Origin of the sequence: Brevibacterium sp. K11IcPPYGO002 (genome assembly GCF_050920635.1) — a bacterium.
Classification (GTDB): Bacteria; Actinomycetota; Actinomycetes; order Actinomycetales; family Brevibacteriaceae; genus Brevibacterium.
Genome location: NZ_CP131929.1, coordinates 2,554,404 through 2,575,282, shown reverse-complemented (window position 1 = coordinate 2,575,282; position 20,879 = coordinate 2,554,404). Strand labels below are relative to the sequence as shown.

Annotated in this window: 19 protein-coding genes; 16 read left to right on the top strand and 3 right to left on the bottom strand. The window is 65.8% G+C overall.

What is annotated here, in order from left to right; translation table 11 throughout:
- Positions 1-11: 11 nt before the first annotated feature.
- Both aceB and QYM46_RS11670 read left to right on the top strand, forming a co-directional pair.
- Positions 12-1,616 carry a malate synthase A gene (gene aceB, locus QYM46_RS11675; RefSeq protein ID WP_432789061.1) on the top strand — a complete coding sequence of 535 codons (1,605 nt, stop codon included), beginning with the start codon at positions 12-14 and terminating at the stop codon, positions 1,614-1,616.
- A gap of 133 nt (positions 1,617-1,749) precedes the next feature.
- Positions 1,750-2,931 carry an FAD-binding oxidoreductase gene (locus tag QYM46_RS11670; RefSeq protein WP_432789060.1) on the top strand — a complete coding sequence of 394 codons (1,182 nt, stop codon included), beginning with the start codon at positions 1,750-1,752 and terminating at the stop codon, positions 2,929-2,931.
- Between the two features lie 2 nt (positions 2,932-2,933).
- On the opposite strand, the gene QYM46_RS11665 is transcribed toward QYM46_RS11670, so the two are convergent.
- Together QYM46_RS11665 and QYM46_RS11660 are read right to left on the bottom strand one after the other, a co-directional pair.
- Complete coding sequence (locus QYM46_RS11665; protein WP_432789059.1) at positions 2,934-3,395, bottom strand: universal stress protein; 462 nt, start codon at positions 3,393-3,395, stop codon at positions 2,934-2,936.
- 13 nt (positions 3,396-3,408) lie between these two features.
- The gene (locus QYM46_RS11660) at positions 3,409-4,914 is read right to left on the bottom strand and encodes a CitMHS family transporter (protein WP_432789058.1); all 1,506 of its coding nucleotides are present in this window, start codon (positions 4,912-4,914) and stop codon (positions 3,409-3,411) included.
- 143 nt (positions 4,915-5,057) lie between these two features.
- Here QYM46_RS11660 and QYM46_RS11655 point away from each other — a divergent pair, with 143 nt between their 5' ends.
- The gene (locus QYM46_RS11655) at positions 5,058-6,830 is read left to right on the top strand and encodes an ATP-binding protein (RefSeq protein ID WP_432789057.1); all 1,773 of its coding nucleotides are present in this window, start codon (positions 5,058-5,060) and stop codon (positions 6,828-6,830) included.
- Complete coding sequence (locus QYM46_RS11650) at positions 6,827-7,486, top strand: response regulator (protein WP_432789056.1); 660 nt, start codon at positions 6,827-6,829, stop codon at positions 7,484-7,486. The genes QYM46_RS11655 and QYM46_RS11650 overlap by 4 nt, the downstream gene beginning before the upstream one ends.
- Before the next feature lie 244 nt (positions 7,487-7,730).
- On the opposite strand, the gene QYM46_RS11645 is transcribed toward QYM46_RS11650, so the two are convergent.
- Positions 7,731-8,963, bottom strand: coding sequence for an MFS transporter (locus QYM46_RS11645; protein ID WP_432789055.1), 1,233 nt, complete (start codon positions 8,961-8,963; stop codon positions 7,731-7,733).
- A 255-nt stretch (positions 8,964-9,218) separates the two neighbouring features.
- Between QYM46_RS11645 and QYM46_RS11640 the strand changes: the two genes are divergently transcribed.
- From QYM46_RS11640 to QYM46_RS11585, 12 genes are all read left to right on the top strand, one after another.
- A complete protein-coding gene (locus tag QYM46_RS11640) occupies positions 9,219-9,803 on the top strand; it encodes an ArsR/SmtB family transcription factor (RefSeq protein ID WP_432789054.1) in 585 nt (194 codons plus the stop codon).
- Positions 9,793-10,587 carry a class I SAM-dependent methyltransferase gene (locus QYM46_RS11635; RefSeq protein WP_432789053.1) on the top strand — a complete coding sequence of 265 codons (795 nt, stop codon included), beginning with the start codon at positions 9,793-9,795 and terminating at the stop codon, positions 10,585-10,587. The genes QYM46_RS11640 and QYM46_RS11635 overlap by 11 nt, the downstream gene beginning before the upstream one ends.
- Positions 10,588-11,016: 429 nt before the next feature.
- On the top strand, positions 11,017-13,806 hold the full coding sequence (locus QYM46_RS11630) for a DNA translocase FtsK 4TM domain-containing protein (RefSeq protein ID WP_432789052.1): 2,790 nt from the start codon (positions 11,017-11,019) through the stop codon (positions 13,804-13,806).
- Positions 13,807-13,931: 125 nt separating this feature from the next.
- Positions 13,932-14,606, top strand: a complete 675-nt coding sequence (pgsA, locus tag QYM46_RS11625; protein WP_432789051.1) for a CDP-diacylglycerol--glycerol-3-phosphate 3-phosphatidyltransferase — start codon at positions 13,932-13,934, stop codon at positions 14,604-14,606.
- On the top strand, positions 14,599-15,141 hold the full coding sequence (locus QYM46_RS11620; protein ID WP_432789050.1) for a CinA family protein: 543 nt from the start codon (positions 14,599-14,601) through the stop codon (positions 15,139-15,141). Before pgsA ends, QYM46_RS11620 begins: the two co-directional genes overlap by 8 nt.
- Before the next feature lie 177 nt (positions 15,142-15,318).
- The gene (locus QYM46_RS11615; RefSeq protein WP_062244061.1) at positions 15,319-15,648 is read left to right on the top strand and encodes a helix-turn-helix domain-containing protein; all 330 of its coding nucleotides are present in this window, start codon (positions 15,319-15,321) and stop codon (positions 15,646-15,648) included.
- Positions 15,648-15,875: a DUF3046 domain-containing protein gene (locus QYM46_RS11610; protein ID WP_025779743.1), complete on the top strand. Its 228-nt coding sequence runs from the start codon at positions 15,648-15,650 to the stop codon at positions 15,873-15,875. The genes QYM46_RS11615 and QYM46_RS11610 overlap by 1 nt, the downstream gene beginning before the upstream one ends.
- Positions 15,876-15,938: 63 nt before the next feature.
- Positions 15,939-16,346: a VOC family protein gene (locus QYM46_RS11605; RefSeq protein WP_432789049.1), complete on the top strand. Its 408-nt coding sequence runs from the start codon at positions 15,939-15,941 to the stop codon at positions 16,344-16,346.
- Between the two features lie 191 nt (positions 16,347-16,537).
- Positions 16,538-17,629: a recombinase RecA gene (gene recA, locus QYM46_RS11600; RefSeq protein WP_025779746.1), complete on the top strand. Its 1,092-nt coding sequence runs from the start codon at positions 16,538-16,540 to the stop codon at positions 17,627-17,629.
- Positions 17,610-18,677, top strand: a complete 1,068-nt coding sequence (locus QYM46_RS11595) for a regulatory protein RecX (RefSeq protein WP_432789048.1) — start codon at positions 17,610-17,612, stop codon at positions 18,675-18,677. The genes recA and QYM46_RS11595 overlap by 20 nt, the downstream gene beginning before the upstream one ends.
- 35 nt (positions 18,678-18,712) lie before the next feature.
- Positions 18,713-20,209, top strand: coding sequence for a tRNA (N6-isopentenyl adenosine(37)-C2)-methylthiotransferase MiaB (gene miaB, locus QYM46_RS11590; RefSeq protein WP_432789047.1), 1,497 nt, complete (start codon positions 18,713-18,715; stop codon positions 20,207-20,209).
- Between the two features lies 1 nt (position 20,210).
- Positions 20,211-20,876: a hypothetical protein gene (locus tag QYM46_RS11585; RefSeq protein WP_169252622.1), complete on the top strand. Its 666-nt coding sequence runs from the start codon at positions 20,211-20,213 to the stop codon at positions 20,874-20,876.
- Positions 20,877-20,879: the final 3 nt, after the last annotated feature.

Below are 20,879 nucleotides of genomic sequence, written 5' to 3'. Positions count from 1 at the left end.
GAGAACCATCGATGACCGCTCATATCGAAAACCTGGACATCCCGGCCGGGATGGAGATCACCGGTGAGCTGCCGGACGGGGCTGAGAAGGTCCTCACGCCCAAGGCGCTTGAGCTCATCGTCGATCTGCACCGGAAGTTCAACGGCGACCGTCTCGAGCGCCTCGAGGCTCGCAAGGTACGCCAGGCCGAGATCGCTGCAGGCAAGGACCTCGACTTCCTCGAAGAGACCGCCGAGATCCGCAACGATCCGTCCTGGCAGGTCGCACCCCCGGCACCCGGCCTCGAAGACCGCCGCGTCGAGGTCACCGGCCCCACCTACAAGAAGATGACGATCAACGCGCTCAATTCCGGCGCGAAGGTGTGGCTGGCCGACCAGGAAGACGCGAACACCCCGCAGTGGGATTCGGTGATCCAGGGTCAGATCAACCTGCTCGACTCGCTCAACCGCGAAATCGACTTCACCTCTCCCGAGGGCAAGGAATACACGCTCGCCCCCGATGAGGAGCTGCCGACCATCGTCGTGCGCCCCCGCGGCTGGCACATGCCCGAGAAGCACATCCTCATCGACGGGGAGGAGACCTCCGGTTCGCTCGTCGACTTTGCCCTGTACTTCGCGACCGCCGGTCAGATCCAGATCGAGAAGGGCCGCGGCCCCTACTTCTACCTCGCGAAGATGGAGAGCCACCTCGAGGCCCGCCTGTGGAACCAGGTCTTCGAACACGCCGAGGATGCCTTCGGCCTGGCCCGCGGCACCATCCGCGCCACCGTGCTCATCGAGACCTACACCGCGGCCTTCGAGATGGAGGAGATCCTCTTTGAGCTGCGTGAGCACTCCGCCGGACTCAACGCCGGCCGTTGGGACTACATCTTCTCCGTGATCAAGAACTTCCGCTCCCGCGGCTCCGACTTCCTGCTGCCGGATCGTTCGGACGTGACGATGACGGTGCCGTTCATGCGCGCCTACACCGAACTGCTCGTGCGCACCTGCCACAAGCGCGGGGCGCACGCCATCGGCGGAATGTCGGCGTTCGTCCCCTCGAAGGACGAAGCCGCGAACAAGGCTGCCTTCGACAAGGTCCGCGAGGACAAGTCGCGTGAGGCCTCCAACGGCTTCGACGGCTCCTGGGTCGCCCACCCCGGAATGGTTGCGCTCTGCAAGGAGGTCTTCACCGAGACCCTCGGCGACAAGCCCAACCAGATCGACAACAAGCGCGAAGACGTCGACGTCTCCGCCGCCGATCTGCTCGACGTGAAGTCGACCCCGGGTGCGATGACCGAGGCGGGCCTGCGCACCAACGTGTCCGTCGGCATCCAGTACCTGCGCGCCTGGCTCGAAGGCAACGGCGCGGTCGCCATCAACGGACTCATGGAGGACGCCGCGACCGCCGAGATCTCCCGCTCTCAGGTGTGGCAGTGGCTGGACGCCGGAATCACCCTCGACTCCGGTGAGAAGGTGACCAACGAGCTCGTCGAGCGCATCGTCGCCGAGGAGGTCGCCAAGCTGCCCGGTGACGACGCAGGCTGGAAGGACGCCACCGACACCTTCGTCTCGGTCGCCCTCGACCCCGAGTACGTCGACTTCCTCACCCTGCCGGCTTACGCCCGCATGCCGTGACCTGGCGCCGCTGACGACACCGAACGCCCTCGAAATCTGTGCCCCGAGCACCGATTTCGAGGGCGTTCTTCGCTAAGCTCGACATACACACGCAAGCGACGGTTCCGGATCGACCCGCAGGTGGGAGGTGCCGATGACGGATGGATTGACGGAGGCGGGGATGAGCCTGAGCGCAGACGCACTGCCCCGTCTGGCCAGTCCCAGGGGCATCGCGGAACTCTCCGAACTCATGGCCCGCGCCCACGCCGAGCAACGCACCGTCGCGGTGTTCGGCGGCGGCACCGCCTTCGATGACCATCCGCCTGTCTCCACTCCCGGGCTGCTCATCGACCTGACATCGATCGCCGAGGTGGGCGACCATTCCGGCGACACGATCCGGGCCGGAGCCGGAACCCGGATCAGCGCCCTGACCAGGTTCGCCGCCCAATCGGGACAGGAGATCCTCGCTGATCTTCCCCGCGACCGCATCGACGCCGGCGCCACGCTGGGCGGAATGATCGCCACCGCGGCCACCGGGCCCCGCAGTCTGCGCCGCCCCCGGCTGGTAGAGACCGTGGAATCCGTGACGGTCGTCGCCGCCGACGGGACCATCGCTCGCACCGCCGAAGGGCTCCACCCGGATCTTGGCCGTCGCGCTCTGCCGCGCCTGGTCACCGGATCCTGGGGGACCCGGGCGATCATCGCCGAAGCCGAGATCCGTCTGACAGGGCGGCCCGAAACGCAAGGTTTCGTGTGGATTCCCGGCACCGAGGCGGCCTGCGACCTTCTGACCGCCCGTCGCGTTCCCGACGCGGTCGTCATCGAACGCCCACCAGGTTCACCTGCGGCAACAGTGGTTCTCATCGAAGGGGAGACCGACGACGTCGTCGGCGAAATCGACCACCTCGCAGACAGAGTTCCCGGAGCGACTCCGTGCGCGGAACCGGAATGGTGGGGTCGCAGAGCGCGCCTGGCCGCGACCATCGAGCTGTCGGTGGCACCGAGCTTCATTCCGACTCTCATCGATGCCGTGACCCGCCTGGAGACGACGATCGGCTATCCGCTGCAGTTGCGCGGCAGCGCGACCGGCGTATTCGAACTGGGCATCGGCGCCCCGGAATCCGAACCGGGAGTGGCCACACACGTGGCCCTCGAGCATCTGCGCAGCTTCGGCCTGCACTGCATCGCCGCCCGGCTGACCCACGCCCCCGCGCCGGTCTGGGACGAGGTCGACGCGTGGGGTCCGCAGCCGGGACAGGCAGGTCTGCGCGAGATCAAGACTCTGATCGACCCGCACGGAATCCTTGCCCCGGGCCGCGGAATCGCCGGGATCTAGCCTTATTTCACCAACAGCACCGGGCACTCGGCTTCGAGGATGACCTGCTGTGCGCTGGAGCCGAGCAGCAGCTTGACCACCGGCGAGCGTCGCTTCGTGCTCATGACGATCAGCGCCGCATCGTGGTCGGCGGCGAGACCGAGGATCTGCTCGGCCGGGTCGGGACCGGCACGGTGGACGGCATAGTCGAGCTCCGCCTCGGCGAGGGCGGCACCCAAATTCGTGCACTCGGCCAGGGGAGAGGTCGACGGGGCGGTCGTCGTATCCGTGCCGAGCACGACGGCCTGCACCGCCGCGTGCTCGCGGCGTGCCGCGGCGATCGCCTGCTCGAGCACTGCGTCAGAGGAATCGGGACGCAGCGCCAGGACCACGGTGCGAGACGCCGAACCGATGCCCGGTGACGCGGTGACCTGCCGAGACGGAACGGGGAAGCGGGGCTGTGAGGTCGAGTAGAGATCAGTCATCTGGGGCCTCCGCTCAGCCGATTCCGATGACGCCGACGGCCACGCCGACTGCGAGCATGACGAGAGCGACGATGAGCGCCCGCCACAGCACCTTCTTATGGTGATCGCCGAGCTCGACGCCGGACAGCGACACGAGCAGCAGGATCGCGGGCACGAGCGGTGACTGCATGTGCACGGGCTGGCCGGTGATCGAGGCGCGGGCCATATCGGCTGCGGAGATGCCGAAGTGGGAGGCGGTCTCGGCGAGCACGGGCAGGATGCCGAAGTAGAAGGCGTCGTTGCTCATGAAGAACGTCATCGGGATCGACAGCAGACCGGTGATGACGGCCATGTAGGGTCCCATCGAGTTCGGGATGACCTCGACGAGCCATTCGGCCATCGCGTCGACCATCCCGGTGCCGGACATGACGCCGGTGAGCACGCCTGCGGCCATGACCATGGCCACGACGGAGATGATCGCAGTGGCGTGGGAGGCGAGCTCCTCCTGCTGGTCCTTCATCTTCGGGAAGTTGACGATGAGGGCGATGACGGTGCCGATCATGAACAGGTACGGCAGCGGCAGGATGTCGATGATGAGCAGGACCATCACGGCCACGGTCAGGGCCAGGTTGAACCAGAACAGCTTCGGCCGCAGGGTTGCGCGGTTGGGATCGAGTGCGGTGTTCGTCAGGCCCGAACCAGTTCCGGCGGATGCGCCTGTGTCGTTCGCGGAGGCGGGTCCCGCCTCGGTGGTGGTGTCATCGTGCGCCGAGGCGGCCGACCCGAATCCGTGTCCGTGTCCAACCGTGGTCGCACCGTTCCCGGTGCCCGCGGACGAACCCGCGGTCGTGCTGGCTCCGGCCACGGCGCCGACGAGGTCCCTGCGACGGTTCGATCCGCGGTCGGAGGCCCAGGCGACTCCGTTCTTGGCCAGGCGGCGGCGTTCGGAGATGCCGAGCACGTAAGCGAAGACGAAGCAGACGAGCAGGCCGGCCACCAGGGAGGGGACCATGGGGACGAAGATCTCGTTGGCGTCGATCTGCAGCGCCGAGGAGGCTCGGGCCGTCGGTCCGCCCCACGGGACGATGTTGAGGGTGCCGTTGATGAGACCGGCCACGCAGGTGAGCACCACCGGCGACATCTCGAGGCGCTGGTAGATCGGCAGCATGGCCGCGGTGACGACGATGAACGTCGTCGATCCGTCGCCGTCGAGCGACACGGCACCGGTGAGCAGCGCAGTGCCGAGGACGACCTTGACAGGGTCGTTGCCGGCAACCTTGAGGATGAACTCGACGAGCTTGTCGAAGAGGCCGACGTCGATCATGATGCCGAAGTAGATGATGGCGAAGAGCAGCAGCGCTGCCGTCGACGACATCGAGGCGATCGCGTCCATGACCATCTCTCCGATGCCCAGACCGGCCCCGGCGAAGAGGCCGAAGATCGTGGGCACGAGGATGAGCGCGAGGATCGGCGAGAGTCGTTTGGTCATGATCAGTGTCATGAAGACTGCGATCATGGCGAAACCGAGAATGACAAGCACGAGCTTCTCCTTCGAAGGCGAATGTGAGGCTCGAAACACCGTAGGGCCCAGATCACGGGCCGCGCGCGCTTGTGTGCACTGATGGCGTTTAGATCGTTGACCGCCTTTTGCGCATTTCGCTCAAACGCGGCTACGCTGAACGCGTGTCCCGGCCCCACCGTTCGTTCTCCCGACGTGTGCTGATCTCTCAGCTCGCGCTCGTCATCGTGATCCTCACCCTGGTCACCGGGGTGTTCGCGTGGATGGGGGCGCGCACCGTCACCGAGGTGACCGAGACGAAGGCGCTGGCCACTGCCCGCACGCTGGCGATCGATCCGGACGTCCGAGCCGCCGCCACGCAGGCCTCGGCCGATCACGCCGATGAGCCCGATGAGCAGATCGTGGAATCGATGTTGGCGATCACCGGTGATCTGCGCGACCGGTCGGGGATCAGCTTCGCCGTCATCACCGACGACCGCGGCATCCGACTCACCCACCCCGACAGGTCGAAGATCGGGCACAAGGTCTCGACGTCGCCGGATGAGGCGCTGGCCGGTCGCGAGAACGTCTCCCACGAATCCGGAACTCTGGGCGAGACGGTGCGGGCGAAGGTCCCGATCTATTCGACCGAGGACGGAGAAACTGTCGTCGGTGAGGTCTCGGTGGGCATCTTCGCCTCCGTGCTCGATGCCGATGTCCGCCGCGAACTCATCCTGCTCGGCACTGTGGCCGTGCTCGCTTTGGCGCTCGGCGGAGTCGTGTCGGTCATGCTCGGGCGCCGGCTGCGCAGGGAGACGCTCGGCGTCGGACCCGAAGAGCTCGCCGAGATGGCCCGCGACCAAGGAGCCGTGCTCCACGGTCTCGACGACGGAGTGCTCGGATTCGACACGAACGGGAAACTCACCCTGAGCAATTCGAATGCGAAGGAGCTGCTCGGCGCCGCCTCGGTGAGGGAGAACATTGCGGCCGAGGCGATCGACGTCCCCGACGAGATCACCGCGCTCATGGCCGAAGCCCCGGCGGACGGGGCGCTGCGGCGGCGGATCACGATCGGCGACCGGATCCTGCTGGCCACAGCCGTGCGGGTCCAGCGCGACGGGGTCTCCGTCGGCGGGGTCGTGACCGTCCGCGACGAGACCCAGATGCTGACGATGGCGCGCCAGCTCGAATCCGTCACCGCCATGGCCCGGGCACTGCGCACTCAGCGTCACGAGTTCGCCAACCGGCTGCACACCGTGCTCGGCCTCGTCGACACGGGCGCGACCGATGAGGCCCACACCTATCTGTCCTCCCTTTTGGGCACCGGACCGATCACGACCCCCGTCGAGGACATCGACCTCATCTCCGATCCTTACCTGCGGGCCGTCCTCGAAGCGAAGGGGACGACCGCCGCGGAGGCGGGAGTGACCCTGGCCGTGACACCGGACTCCCTTGCCGTGGGCGCGGTCCGCGACCCGGAAGCGGTCACGCTCATCCTCGGCAACCTCATCGACAACGCCGTGCGCGCGGCCGTGGCGGGGCAGCGATACGCCGGGGACGGGGGCCGGGTCGAAGTGGAGGTGCTCAGCTCCGGGACGGAACTCCACGCGGTCGTCACGGACACCGGCGACGGGATCGACGACGAGGTTGCGGGACGGATCTTCGACGAGGGTTTCACGACCTCGCCGGCCGCCTCGGCGCCGGACTTCGGGATCGGACTGACCACGGGAACCGGCACCGGGGACGGTCACGGGCTCGGCATAGGACTTGCGCTCTGCCGCCGGGTCGCGCAGAAGGGCGGGGGAGAGGTGTGGCTCATCGACGGACACGATCCGGGCCTCGGAGGGGCGAGCTTCGGCGTACGCCTGCCCGATGCGCTCGACGACCCAGCCGACGTCGGCGACGCGGGCGATGTGACGGCCGCCGACGATGATTTCCCAACTGATGAGGAGAGATGATGGTCAACGTTCTCGTGCTCGATGACGACTTCTTCGTCGGGCAGATCCATGCCCGCTATGTCGACGAGGTGCCCGGCTTCACGGCGCTCGAACCCGTCCGCGACCTGAAGACAGCGCGCGAGATCATCGCCGAGCATGACGTCGACCTGCTTCTCGTCGACTATGTGCTGCCCGAGGGTACCGGTGTCGACCTCATCCGCGAGACCGATATCGATGCGATCGTGCTCTCGGCGGTCACGGATCCGCAGGTGGTCCGCTCGTCGCTGCGGGCGGGAGCGATGACGTACATCGTCAAGCCCTTCGCGGCCGAGGTGCTGCAGAACTTCCTGCGCCGGTACGCGAGGTTCCTCCGCTATTGGGAGCGGGAGAAGGTCGGTCAGGCCGACCTCGAGCGGCAGCTTCGCAACCTCCATGATGCTGCGGCCGTCGGCGGAACCGGGGCGAGCCCGGCGGGATCGTCGACGACGACGCGGATCCTCGCCGCACTCGAGGAGGCGAGCGGTCCGATGACGGCACTCGAGGTCGCCGAGGCGGTCGGTGCCTCCCGGGCGACCGCGCAGCGGCATCTGGCGAAGCTTGCCGAAGCCCGCACGATCACGGTGTCCCTGCAGTACGGGTCGACGGGTCGGCCCGAGCACCTCTACTCGACCCGCTGAGGTGGGGCGAGCTCGTCTCGGTCACTCTCGATCATCGGCTTCGGCGCTGCCTGGCCGGAGTGCTTCTGCCGCGAACGGACTGATTCTTCCCCCGAACGGCTTGATTCTTCCCCGAACGACAGGTTAGGTGTGCGCAGATTGCCAAAAATGCGCGGAAAACGTGCAATCTGAGCCCACTTATCTCGCTCAACGCCAGGAGCGTTTCGCTCTCAGGGAGATTCGACCCCGTCAGACGTGCCTCTTCTCACTGTCGTGCGGTTGTTTCGTCGCTGTTGAGCAGATCGAGTTCGCGGGGAAGTTCGCGCATCCGCAGCAGGCGGGAGGCGAGCACCGGAAGTGAGCCGAGCAGCGCACAGGCCGCCAAAATCCACATCGTCGTCGTCACCCCGAGCCAGTCACCGAGGATGCCTGCGAGGAAAGCGCCGAGCGGCATCGGCCCCCACACGAGGAAGCGGACGGAAGCGTTCATCCGGCCCAGCAGCGGTTTCGGGCACAGCCGCTGGCGGAAGCTCACCTGCGCAATGTTGTAAACAACGACCGCCCAGGTCACAAGGAACCAGCTGATCAGCAGGGTCGGCAGTGCGGGCAGAACGGTCGCGAGCGGGACACCGAGGAAGCAGAGGCCGCCGATCAGCGCGGACAGGGCGATGCTCGTTCCTTCGCCGAGGATCTTCTGCACCCATGCGGCAGAGAGCGCACCGAGGATGCCGCCGGCCGAGGCGACGGACATGATGATGCCGAGCTCGACCTGGTGGAGTCCCAGCGTGGTGAGGGCGAACAGCACGAAGAGAGCGAAGATGCCCGACGACGCGAAGTTCGTCAGCCCTGTGCACGCGGTGATCCGGCGCAGCAGCGGGTGGCCGATGACGAAACCGAGTCCCTCGCGGATCTCGGCGACGAAGCCGGCCCGCCCCTCGGCCGGCCGTGGGGTTTCGCGGTGTCGGATGAGTCCGACGAGGATGCTGGACAGTCCCATGCAGATGCTCGTCAGTCCCACGGTGAGCGGGGCCCCGATCGCGGTGACCAGTCCGGAGGCCAACGTCGGTCCCGCGACTCCGGCAGTCTGCTGGCTGGCTTGGAGCTTGCCGTTGCCGTCGGAGATCGCATCGCTGTCGACGAGCTCGGGCAGATAGGACTGATTGGCGATGTCGAAGAAGACCCTGACGATTCCGACTCCGGCCGCGACGAGGTAGAGCTGGACCATGCTCAGGGCGCCGACCATCCAGGTCAGCGGGATGGTCAGGAGGATGGCGGCGCGGATGATGTCGCCGGAGACGATGACAAGTCGCTTCGGCAGACGGTCGACCCAGGCACCGGCGGGCAGGCTGATGAGCAGGAACGCCCCTGATTCCAGGGTCGCGAGTACTCCCATTTCGAAGGCACCGGCGTGCAGGATCTGCACGGCGATGAGGGGCAGGGCGAAGAGAACGAGCTCGGATCCGAACACAGAGACCGTGTCGCCTGCCCACAGCTTCATGAAATCGCGGTGTCTCCACAGCGAGACGTGCTTCGGCCGTAGTGGTGAAGCGGGACCGTGCTGCTGTTGTGGTTCGCTCGACGGCGGTTGGTCGGATGTGGCCATGGCTCTTCCTCGAGACGGCGGGCGGAGGATCAATGATTGAGCGTCAGTGATTGAGGGTTGCCAATCAGTAATGCTCCATGATCGATTGGGAAAAGTCAATCACTTTAGGGGATTGATTGACTTCTCCCGATCACTCGCTAGCGTTGAGGCATGAACGATGACACTCCTGCGGCCGGGCAATCGCCCGACCCGAGTTCGACAGGGCAGACACCCGCCGCGGCCTCCCTCGCCCGAGCAGTCGAGCGCCGGGACGCCACCGAGGCCGAGGCCAAAACGCTGGCCTCGAGTATTCGCATCCGAATCCTGCGGCTGTGCCTGGACGAAGCCCTGAGCAATCGTGAGATCGCCGAGGCGACCGGCCTCAATCCCGCGACCTCGCTCCATCATGTGCGGATGCTCGCCGACACCGGATTCCTCGAACCTCAGGAGGCGCGGCGCGGCAAGCGCGGGTCCAGGGAGATCCCGTACCTCGCCACGGGCAAAAGCTGGTTCCTCAACACCGGCGATATGACGACCGAAATGCTCGAGGCCTTCACCGCCGAATTCACCGCCGCACCGTATGAGGAGCGGACGATGGGGCGGATGGCCGCGATGCTCACCGAGGATGAGGTTGAGGAATTCCGGTCTCGGATCGATGAGCTGTTCGAAGAGTTCCGCAGTCGGCGCAAGAAGGACGGCGCCACTCAGTGGGGTCTGTTCATCGCCATGCATCCGAGTGATCCGCATGCCCGCTGACGGCGCTCGGAATCCCGCTGATGACGCCGGGGACAGCTATGTCGACGCGCGATGCGCTGCCGTCTATGACATCTTCGAAGGACCCGAACGGGACGACCTCGACGTCTACGCGGCGATGGTCGAGGAGTTCGGGGCCGCCTCGGTGGTGGATGTGGGATGCGGAACGGGCACGTTCGCCACGATGCTCGCCGGTCGGGGAGTGGAGGTCGTGGGCGTCGATCCCTCGGCGTTGGCGTTGGACGTGGCGCAGTCGAAACCCCATGCCGGCAAGGTGACGTGGGTCCACGGGATCGCAGCGGACTTGCCTCCGCTGCAGGCCGACATGGCTTTCATGACAGCCAACGTGGCGCAGGCGATTCTCGGAGATGAAGCCTGGGCGGAGACGTTGACGGCGATCCGCCGGAAACTGTCGCCGGGCGGACTCCTCGTCTTCGAATCACGCGACCCCGAGAGGCAGGCGTGGCGGGAATGGACGAAAGAGTACACCTATTCGACGGCCGAGGTCGGCGGTGAGGGTACGGTCGAGTCGTGGGTGGAATTCGAAGACTCACACGGCGGGTTCGTCGATTTCGTTGGAATGTTGGTCTTCGAACGGGACGGCCGTCGCGTCGAGCAGAGGAGCCGCCTGCAGTTTCGTGACCGCGCCGAGCTGACGAAGTCACTGGAGGACACCGGATTCGTTGTCATTGAGATCCGTGACGCGCCGGACCGGCCGGGCCGCGAGTTCGTCTTCATCGCTCGGGTTCCCCTACAGGCGGGTACCGACCTGGACCAGCCGCGCTGATTCTTCGCCGAACGGCAAGTTAAGTGTGCGCAGATTGCCAAAAATGCGCCGAAAACGGGCAATCTGAGCACACTTATCTCGCCCAGCGGCGTGAAATAGCACTAGGCGAGCCGTCTCGGCCACGTCGGCCCGCTGGTGGCGGAGACGATCGAACCATCGAAGGAGCGAGCTCTCGCAGGCGTGGAGCCGGGTTTGGGCAGTGACACGCGGGGCCGAACATTGCCCCTGGTGGCACGCCGAAACCTGCGGATTTGCTGGGCAGGAGCGCAATATCGTCCTAAGATGAGAGACATGGCGACCAGAACGACTTCCCCCGCTTCTGGTTCCGGGAAACGCACAGCGCGCAAAAACGCTGGTCGGTCCGGTCAAGCGGGGACCGAAGAACCCGGGACAAACGTTGTCACCGGTGCATGGAGGGGAGTGGCCCACATGGCCGGAAACCGTGCGCGAAAGACTCTCAGCGACGAACCGACCGATCAATCACCGACGAAGCGGGACGGCACCGCGTTCTTCCTCATCGGACTCTCGATCATCATCGCCGCCTTCGAATGGTGGAACATCCCCGGCGCGATGAGCGACGCCGTCCGCGGAATCGTCGAAGGCACCTTCGGCCGAGTGGCACTCGCCCTGCCGGTGGTCTTCACCTGCTATGCGATCCGCCTGTTCCTGCGCGGCGACGACAACCGCGGCAACAACCGCATCCTCATCGGGATGATCTTCGGTCTGCTCGCCGCCTCGGGGCTGGCCCATATCGCCGCCGGCAACCCGACCTTCACGAACTCCCGCGAAGCCATGGCCAACGGGGGAGGCGCCCTCGGATTCGTCGTGTCCTCGCCGCTGGTCATCGCGACCACCGTCTACGTCGCCGTGCCGCTGCTCGTCCTCCTCGGGCTGTTCTCCCTGCTCGTGGTCACCGCAACCCCGGTGCGCGCGATTCCCCGCCGACTCACAGACCTGTACTACCGACTCACCGGCGGTGCCCGATCCGCAGCCGACGCCGAGGCGGCCGAGACCAAACAGTCCGACCTCGTTGCCGAGAACGGCCGCACCTCCGACCTCAAACCCGTGATGGGCGCCAAGCGCCGCAGTCGGAAGAAGAAGACCGAGATCCCCGATGCCGACTCGGATGCCGCCGACGACGACACCGCTACGAAGGCCTACGACAAGGCCTACATCCACGAGAACGACGTCAGCGACGAAGAGGCCGACACCACCCGGATCGAGACCAGCCCGGAGCCGAAGCTCAAGCCCGGCCAGCGCCGCCCCACCAAGGCCGAACGCGAGATGGCCGAGCTGAAGAAGACCATCGGGATGGACGACGACGCCGCGAACCAGGCGAAGAAGTCCGAGCCCGCTGCCGCCTCGGCGCCGGTGCCGATCACGAACGCACCTGCACCTCCACCCACGGAGCAGCTGCCCGAACGCGTCGAGCAGCTCACCCTGGCCGGCGATGTCACCTACACCCTGCCCGCCTCCGACAACCTCCAGCCCGGACCTCCCGCCAAGGAACGCTCCGAGGCCAACGACCGTGTCGTCGAAGCCCTGCGCGATGTCCTCGAGCAGTTCAAGATCGACGCCGAGGTCACCGGGTTCTCCCGCGGACCGACGGTCACCCGCTACGAGGTGGAGCTCGGCGCGGGCACGAAGGTCGAGAAGGTCACGGCGCTGTCGAAGAACATCGCCTACGCCGTGGCCAGCGCCGATGTGCGCATCCTCTCGCCGATCCCCGGCAAGAAGGCCATCGGCATCGAGATCCCGAACACCGACCGCGAGAACGTCGCCCTCGGCGACGTGCTGCGTTCGAAAGCCGCCCGCAAGACCGACCACCCCATGGTCATGGGCGTGGGCAAGGACGTCGAAGGCGGATTCGTCGTCGCCGATCTGTCGAAGATGCCCCACCTGCTCGTCGCCGGTGCCACCGGTGCCGGTAAGTCCAGCTTCGTCAACTCCATGATCACCTCGATCATGATGCGCGCTACCCCCGACGAGGTCCGCATGATCCTCGTCGACCCCAAGCGCGTCGAGCTGACGATCTACGAAGGCATCCCGCACCTGATCACCCCGATCATCACGAACCCGAAGAAGGCCGCCGAGGCGCTCGAATGGGTCGTGCGCGAAATGGACGCCCGCTACGACGACCTCGCGAACTACGGCTTCAAGCACGTCAAGGAGTTCAACAAGGCCGTCCGCGAGGGCCGCATCCAGCCGCCCGCCGGGTCCGAACGCGTCCTCCAGCCCTACCCGTACCTGCTGGTCGTCGTCGACGAGCTCGCCGACCTCATGATGGTCGCCCCGCGCGACGTCGAAGCCTCGATCCAGCGCATCACTCAGCTGGCCCGTGCCGCCGGCATCCACCTGATCCTCGCCACGCAGCGACCCAGCGTCGACGTCGTCACCGGTCTCATCAAGGCCAATGTGCCCTCGCGTCTGGCGTTCGCAACCTCATCGCTGGCCGACTCGCGAGTCGTGCTCGACCAGCCCGGCGCGGAGAAGCTCATCGGTCAGGGTGACGCCCTGTTCCTGCCGATGGGCGCGGCCAAACCGATGCGCGTCCAGGGAGCCTGGGTCAACGAGTCCGAGATCGAGAAGGTCGTCGAACACGTCAAGAGCCAGCTGACCCCGAACTACCGCGAAGACGTGGCCGTCGAAGCACCGAAGAAGCAGATCGACGAGGACATCGGAGACGACCTCGAACTGCTGCTCCAGGCGATCGAACAGGTCGTGACCACGCAGTTCGGATCGACCTCGATGCTCCAGCGCAAGCTGCGCGTCGGCTTCGCCAAGGCCGGTCGCCTCATGGACCTCATGGAGTCCCGCGGCATCGTCGGACCGTCCGAGGGATCGAAGGCCCGCGATGTGCTCGTGCGCCCCGACGATCTGCCCGGCACCCTGGCCATCATCAAGGGCGAGACCCCGCCCGACGGTGATTCGTCCGGCGCGGCGGCCGACGCCCCGACCGACGGGGGCCAGAGCCACGGCCAGACCGGGGAGCCCGGCTCCGGGCACGCCTCGGCGGCCGGGGACTACGACGAGGAGTTCGACGACGACTACGGGGACACCTCCCACGGCTCGGCGTCGTACAGCTCAGCATCGTCCGACCGATACGCGAACGGAGTCGGCCATGCCGGCGACCTCACCGTCGGCGACGTCGACCCGGAGACCGGGCTCGAGGTCGTCGAAGCCGCAGGAGAGGACGCCTGGCAGCTCACCGGCCGCTGATCTCATCCGAACCTCACCCCTCGCCGAGGCGGCGCACCGTTGCGACGGTGCGCCGCCTCGGCGATTATCGTCGTGAATCCCATGGTTGGAATGATCTGCTCAGCTCACTCCGATAGGCTGGATGTGTGAACGATCGAGTCGAGGCCGGAGCCTCCCAGCAGCCCGCAGCAGAACCGAGTCCGTGGAACATTCCGAACGCACTCACGGTGCTGCGCCTCCTCATGGTGCCCCTGTTCCTCGTGCTCCTGCTGACCGACGGCGGCAACGATGTGACCCTGCGCTGGTGGGCGCTCGTCGTGTTCCTGCTGGCCATGTTCACCGACTTCGTCGACGGCTACCTGGCCAGACGGAACAACCTCATCACGAACTTCGGCAAGATCGCCGATCCCATCGCTGACAAATCGCTCATGGCAGCCGCACTCATCGGTCTGGCGATCATCGCCGAACTGCCCTGGTGGGTGCCCGTGATCATCCTCGTGCGCGAGTTCGGCATCACCGTGCTGCGGTTCTTCATGATCCGCATTGCTGTCATGCCCGCCTCGCGCGGCGGCAAGATCAAGACCGTGCTGCAGACGGCGGCGATCGGGCTGTTCCTGGTGGTCTTCCCGCTCTCGGACGTGCTGCCCTCCGTCGTCTCCGTCATCCTCCTCGTCGTCGCCTGGATCATCATGGCCGCGGCCATCGTCGTCACCATCGTCACCGGCGTCGACTACTGCGTGCAGGCGGCCAAGCTGTACAAGGACGCGAAGAACGGCAACGGCGGGGATGCGCCGAGCGCCGGGGGCACGCAGCGTGGCTGAGTCCGAGCTCATGGCGACCGCGCGTCGCATCATCTCCACCTGTTCTCAGCTGGGGATCTCGCTGGCGTCGGCGGAATCGCTGACCGGCGGACGCTTCGTCGCCTCGCTCGTCGACGTGCCGGGCGCTTCGGCAGTGGTGCGCGGGGGACTGGTCACCTACGCCACCGACCTCAAGGCGAGCCTGGCCGGAGTGAATGCCGACCACCTCGAGGAGACCGGACCGATCGACCCGGTCGTCGCCGCACAGATGGCTGTCGGCACGGCCGTGCAGTGCGTCGCCGATATCGGGATCTCCTGCACCGGTGTCGCCGGTCCCGATCCGCAGGACGACAAGCCCGTCGGACTCGTCTACACCGCGATCGCCTTCGGCGGGAAGGCGAAGGTCTTCGAACACGAGTTCACCGGTGACCGCGACGCCATCCGACGCCAGACGGTGGAGGCGATGGCGGTCAACCTCGACGAATTCGTGCGCGAACTCGCCTTCGGACCGGAAGCCGGGCAGGCGTCGAATGCTGGCGAGGACGCCGCGGAATAAGTTCGTCTGCTGTGGGGTTGACCGGGTGATGACCATCGGACGAAAATTCTCCAAAGTCTTCGAATGGACTGGCAATACCATCCGCTCGGGGCCCCAGGTTGGTGCTGTGTCACGGCCAGGTTGTAAGGTTGTTGGAACTACATTGACGGGACGCGCTGACAAAGGGAGGGCCGCGTTATGTTACTGAGAGTCGAAATCGGCGACGCACTACGTTCCGCCCGCCGTCGTCAAGGACGCACCCTTCGCGATGTCTCGACCGGGGCCAGCGTTTCGCTGGGCTACCTCAGCGAGATCGAGCGCGGACAGAAGGAAGCCTCTTCGGAGCTGCTGTCGGCGATCTGTGAAGCACTCGATCTGCCGCTGTCGGCACTGCTGTCGTCCGTGTCCGATCGCTTCGCACTCGAAGAGGGCGTGCAGATCCCCGATACCATTCCGCAGGAGCTCTCGGACAAGATTCTCGGTCACCCCGAGGGATACTCGTCTCCGCGCCTGGCTGCCAAGCCCTGATGCGGCATACGCTCTACTGGATCCTCATGAACGAGGAGTTCGGTGAGGCTCGTGCCGCCTCCCTGCACACCGACCTCACGCTGAGCTCATTGGGTTCACGAACCGCGGCGCAGGCATTCGAAGCCGGTGTCGAACCCCGCGATATCTGGATCGCCGTGTGCGACTCCATGGGCGTTCCCGAATCCCGCCGCCTGGGCAAGGAGAAGCCGCGCTCGACTCCGTTCTGATTTCTCGCAGCTGCGCGAAACCTTCCCTGTCGGCGCGGTGTCGGCCGAGTGTAGACTGACCGCATGAATCAGGCCGTCCCGTTCATCACCTTCCAGCCCAGCCGCGGCCAGAGCGCCGCCGAAGCCATGGACACCTATGTCGAGCTCTTCGCCGACGGGCGAGTGATCCTCGACAATCGCTACGGTCCGGAGGGGCCGGGTGCCGAGGGCACGGTCATCATGTCCGAGATCGAGATCGCAGGCCAGAGACTACGGTTGAGCGACAGCTTCGCCGCTCACGAGTGGGACATCACCCCTGGTGTCTCGCTCATGGTCGACTGCGAATCGGCCGAGGAGCTCGAACGCCTCTTCACCGCACTGAGCGCGCAGGGGACTGTGTTCATGCCGCTCGACGACTACGGATTCGGACCGTTCGGATGGGTGGGCGACCGCTTCGGTCTCACCTGGCAGCTGGGCCTGGCGTCGGCCTAGATTCCGCAGAGACACGCGACACACCCGAATATATAGAACACCTGTTCCCATGTGGGTTATCCTGGTGAGGAATCACGGGACCTGTGACCATGAGTGGCTGGTTATCCACGGGGGAATCGCTTCCTCTGTCGTTATGTCAGTGCCATCTTCTAGCCTTGGTCTCAAAGGAAAAGCAACGAAGAGGAGACGTCATGGCACGTACACCCAAGAACCTTCAGGTTCCCACCGGCGGCGACAAGTCGAAGGCACTCGAAGCCGCAATGGGCCAGATCGATCGCAACTACGGCAAGGGTGCGATCATGCGCCTCGGCGACGGTGTGCGTGAACCCATCGCCTCCATCCCGACCGGTTCGGTCGCTCTCGACATCGCTCTGGGCATCGGCGGTCTGCCGCGCGGTCGTGTCGTCGAGATCTACGGTCCGGAATCCTCCGGTAAGACGACCGTGGCTCTCCACGCGGTGGCGAATGCTCAGAAGGCCGGCGGAATCGCCGGGTTCATCGATGCTGAGCACGCACTGGACCCCGAGTATGCGAAGAAGCTCGGCGTCGACACCGATCAGCTCCTCGTCTCCCAGCCGGATACCGGCGAGCAGGCTCTCGAGATCGCCGATATGCTCATCCGCTCCGGAGCGCTGGACATCATCGTCATCGACTCCGTTGCAGCCCTCGTGCCCAAGGCCGAGATCGAAGGCGAGATGGGCGACAGCCATGTCGGTCTGCAGGCTCGCCTGATGTCGCAGGCGCTGCGTAAGATCACCGGTGCCCTGGCTCAGTCGAAGACCACCGCGATCTTCATCAACCAGCTGCGTGAGAAGGTCGGCGTCTTCTTCGGTTCCCCGGAGACCACCTCGGGCGGTAAGGCACTGAAGTTCTACGCCTCCGTGCGCATCGACGTCCGCCGCATCGAGACCCTCAAGGAAGGTCAGGACGCGGTCGGCAACCGGACTCGTGCGAAGATCGTGAAGAACAAGGTCGCTCCGCCGTTCAAGCAGGCCGAGTTCGACATCCTCTACGGCCACGGCATCTCCCGCGAAGGCAGCCTCATCGATATGGGCGTCGACAACGGCATCGTGCGCAAGTCCGGTTCCTGGTTCACCTATGACGGCGATCAGCTGGGTCAGGGCAAGGAGAACGTCCGCAACTTCCTCCGCGACAACCCGGGCCTGGCCGAAGAGATCGAGCTGAAGATCAAGCACAAGCTCGGTCTCATCCAGGTCGACGAACCCGAGGACGGCGCCGAGGCGGCCGGAGAAGCTCAGACGGATGACGTCGAAGTCTCCTGACGTCTCGTCGACTGACGACGAGTACACCGGTCACGAACCCACCGCAGCGACCGATACGGTCGGTGCGGGGGACTTCGGCCGGAACGACTCGTCTCAGACCGAGACGCTCTCGCAGCTGCGCAGCGCGATCTCGGAGATCGACCAGCGTCATGCCGAAGGAGAGGCCGGATTCTTCGCCGGTCTCTCCGGCCTCGACGATGGTGATGTCACCGGCGGCAACGGTCGATCCGGCAGCCGAAAGAGCTCGGGGTCGCGTTCCGAAGGGGGCTCGGGAAAACGGTCGGGGAAGTCTGCACGATCGGCGTCGAAGGCCGGCTCGACAGCCGGTTCGAAGCGGAAGAAGAACTCCAGCGGCTGGAAGCGACAGCAGCAGGAACCGGACAACGGGTGGGTCGAAGGCGGTACCGACTCGACTCCGGACTTCATCGACGTTCCTGATTTCCTTGCGGCCGAGAATGATGGTCCAGATCTCCTCGCGAGCGATGGCAATGCCGCGCCCGACTTTCTGGATGACAGCGACGGCCCACCCGACTTCGCTTCCGGTTCCGGGCTGAGCTTCGATGACGACGAGGATGAGGCACCCGACTTCGACGCAGACTACGCCCAGGCGAAGAAGACGGCCATGAACATGCTCGCCATGCGCGATCACTCCAGCGATGAACTGCGCAAGAAGCTCCTCAAACGCGACCTCATGCCCGAAGCGATCGATGTCCTCATCGAAAAACTGCAGAACTCGCGGCTGCTCAACGACGAAGAGTTCGCCCACCGCTTCGCACGGGCACAGCGCGAGAACCGGAAACTCTCCCGATCCGTGCTCAAACGCGAACTGAGCAAGAAGGGCATCAGCCCCGAACTGGCCTCCGAGGCCGTGGCCGACATCGACGGCGAGGAAGAGCTCGCTCGCGAAGTCGCCGAGAAGAAGGCCGCCTCCACCCGGCGCCTCGACTATGCGGTGCGGGAGCGCCGGATCCTCGGCATGCTCGCCCGCCGCGGCTTCCCCTCGGCGATCTGCATCAAGGTCACACGAGACGTGCTCGCCGACGACTGAAACGGCCCCCGGGGAACGGCTAGAATAGGTGCGCCATGACTGAACTGATTGAATCCCCGACGACATCCGGTACCACCCCTCGCAGCTACGAGGTCAAGACCTACGGATGTCAGATGAACGTGCACGACTCCGAGCGTCTGTCCGGGCTGCTCGACGACGCCGGCTACGTTCAGGCGAACACCGACGACCAGGCCGACGTCGTCGTCTTCAACACCTGCGCCGTGCGCGAAAACGCCGACAACCGCCTCTACGGCAACCTCGGCCAGCTCGCGAAGGTCAAGGAGAACCATCCCGGTCTCCAGATCGCCGTCGGCGGATGCATGGCGCAGAAGGACCGCGACACGATCGTGAAGAAGGCCCCCTGGGTCGACGTGGTCTTCGGCACCCACAATATGGGCTCCCTGCCCGCGCTGCTCGAACGCGCCCGCCACAACGAGGAAGCGCAAGTCGAGATCCTCGAAAGCCTCGACGTCTTCCCCTCCACGCTGCCCAGTCGGCGCGAATCCCAACATTCCGGGTGGGTGTCGATCTCGGTCGGCTGCAACAACACCTGCACCTTCTGCATCGTGCCCAGCCTGCGCGGCAAAGAGAAGGATCGTCGTCCCGGCGACATCCTCGCCGAAGTCGAAGCACTCGTCGCCGACGGAGTCGTCGAAGTCACTCTGCTCGGCCAGAACGTCAACTCCTACGGTGCCGAATTCCGCGACAAGGGCGCGTTCGCGAAACTGCTGCGCGCCGTCGGCAACGTCGACGGGATCGAGCGGGTCCGCTTCACCAGCCCGCATCCGGCTGCCTTCTCCGACGACGTCATCGACGCAATGGCAGAGACCCCGACCGTCATGCCGCAGCTGCACATGCCGCTGCAGTCCGGTTCGGACACGATCCTCAAATCCATGCGGCGGTCCTACCGGACCAAGCGGTTCATGAACATCCTCGACACCGTGCGCGAGCGCATCCCGCACGCGGCCATCACCACCGATATCATCGTCGGCTTCCCCGGAGAGACCGAAGAAGACTTTCAAGGCACGATGGACATCGTCCGCCGTGCCCGGTTCTCCCAGGCTTTCACCTTCCAGTACTCCATCCGCCCCGGCACACCCGCGGCGACGATGGACAACCAGGTGCCGAAGGACGTCGTTCAGGAGCGGTTCAAACGCCTCACCGCACTCCAGGACGAAATCGCCTGGGACGAGAACAAAGCCCAGATCGGCCGTGAGGTCGAGGTGCTCGTGACCAAACTGCCCCACGCCGATTCCCCCAGGCTGAGCGGTCGTGCCGAAGACAATCGACTCGTCCATGTCGGAATCCCCGACGGCGCCCAGATGCCTCGGCCCGGCGACTTCGTCACCGCGACCGTCACCGAAGCGAAGCCCTACTTCCTCCTCGCCGATTCCGGGTTCTCCGTGCGCCCTTCCCGCGCCGGTGATGCCTACGACCGGGCACAGGCCGACAGCTGCGGTGCACCGAGCCCCGGCCAGAGTGCTGCCGGCACGACGAATCTCGGCATGCCGACCATCCGCGCCCGCGGCTGAGATGGGCGCCTTCGCCGTCATCCCGGCAGCTCCTGTGCTGCTCGAGAACATCGACCGCAGCGAAACCACTCGTATGGTCGAACTGCGGACCGCGCTCCACAACACCGTGAGGTCGCAGTCCGACTGGGCGCTGCCCATCGAGACCCTGCCGCCCGTGGCCGGGCTCGGCGGTTGGGGGATCGACCGTGGAGTCGATACTCGCACAGGTCGGTTTCTGGCCGGAGCCGACTGGGTCGACACCGTTGACGCCCTGACGGGGGAAGAACGCAGACTCGCCGAGGCGGCCGACCCGGCCATCATCGTCGCGATCCTTCACGCTCACGCCGCCGGCGTCGGCACCGGCCCACTCGGATCGAGCGAGAATCTTCTGCTGCCCATCGACCTGTCGGGAGCCGCAGCTGAGGACGCACCCCTGGCCCCGATCGACGGCGCCGCAGACTTCGATGACGCAGTCGTGGAGACACTCACCTCCGGGCCCACGCTCGACACCGCAAGACTGGTCGAACTCAGTGAGCGCGCGGAGACCATGGCCGCGAATCTCAGCGTGCTTGCCGCAGGAATCCGCCACGTCGTCGACCACGGTGCTCGGGTGTCGACGCTGGAACCGGTTGTCGACGAACCCGTTCACGACGTGCGGACACTCTGCGGCACCGGAATCTGGGCATGATCG

Coding starts and splice junctions, on each gene's coding strand:
- aceB (WP_432789061.1), top strand. CDS start 12: ATGACCGCTCATATCGAAAACCTGGACATCCCGGCCGGGATGGAGATC.
- QYM46_RS11670 (WP_432789060.1), top strand. CDS start 1,750: ATGACGGATGGATTGACGGAGGCGGGGATGAGCCTGAGCGCAGACGCA.
- QYM46_RS11665 (WP_432789059.1), bottom strand. CDS start 3,395: ATGACTGATCTCTACTCGACCTCACAGCCCCGCTTCCCCGTTCCGTCT.
- QYM46_RS11650 (WP_432789056.1), top strand. CDS start 6,827: ATGATGGTCAACGTTCTCGTGCTCGATGACGACTTCTTCGTCGGGCAG.
- QYM46_RS11645 (WP_432789055.1), bottom strand. CDS start 8,963: ATGAAGCTGTGGGCAGGCGACACGGTCTCTGTGTTCGGATCCGAGCTC.
- QYM46_RS11640 (WP_432789054.1), top strand. CDS start 9,219: ATGAACGATGACACTCCTGCGGCCGGGCAATCGCCCGACCCGAGTTCG.
- QYM46_RS11635 (WP_432789053.1), top strand. CDS start 9,793: ATGCCCGCTGACGGCGCTCGGAATCCCGCTGATGACGCCGGGGACAGC.
- QYM46_RS11630 (WP_432789052.1), top strand. CDS start 11,017: ATGGCCGGAAACCGTGCGCGAAAGACTCTCAGCGACGAACCGACCGAT.
- QYM46_RS11615 (WP_062244061.1), top strand. CDS start 15,319: ATGTTACTGAGAGTCGAAATCGGCGACGCACTACGTTCCGCCCGCCGT.
- QYM46_RS11610 (WP_025779743.1), top strand. CDS start 15,648: ATGCGGCATACGCTCTACTGGATCCTCATGAACGAGGAGTTCGGTGAG.
- QYM46_RS11605 (WP_432789049.1), top strand. CDS start 15,939: ATGAATCAGGCCGTCCCGTTCATCACCTTCCAGCCCAGCCGCGGCCAG.
- recA (WP_025779746.1), top strand. CDS start 16,538: ATGGCACGTACACCCAAGAACCTTCAGGTTCCCACCGGCGGCGACAAG.
- QYM46_RS11595 (WP_432789048.1), top strand. CDS start 17,610: ATGACGTCGAAGTCTCCTGACGTCTCGTCGACTGACGACGAGTACACC.
- miaB (WP_432789047.1), top strand. CDS start 18,713: ATGACTGAACTGATTGAATCCCCGACGACATCCGGTACCACCCCTCGC.
- QYM46_RS11585 (WP_169252622.1), top strand. CDS start 20,211: ATGGGCGCCTTCGCCGTCATCCCGGCAGCTCCTGTGCTGCTCGAGAAC.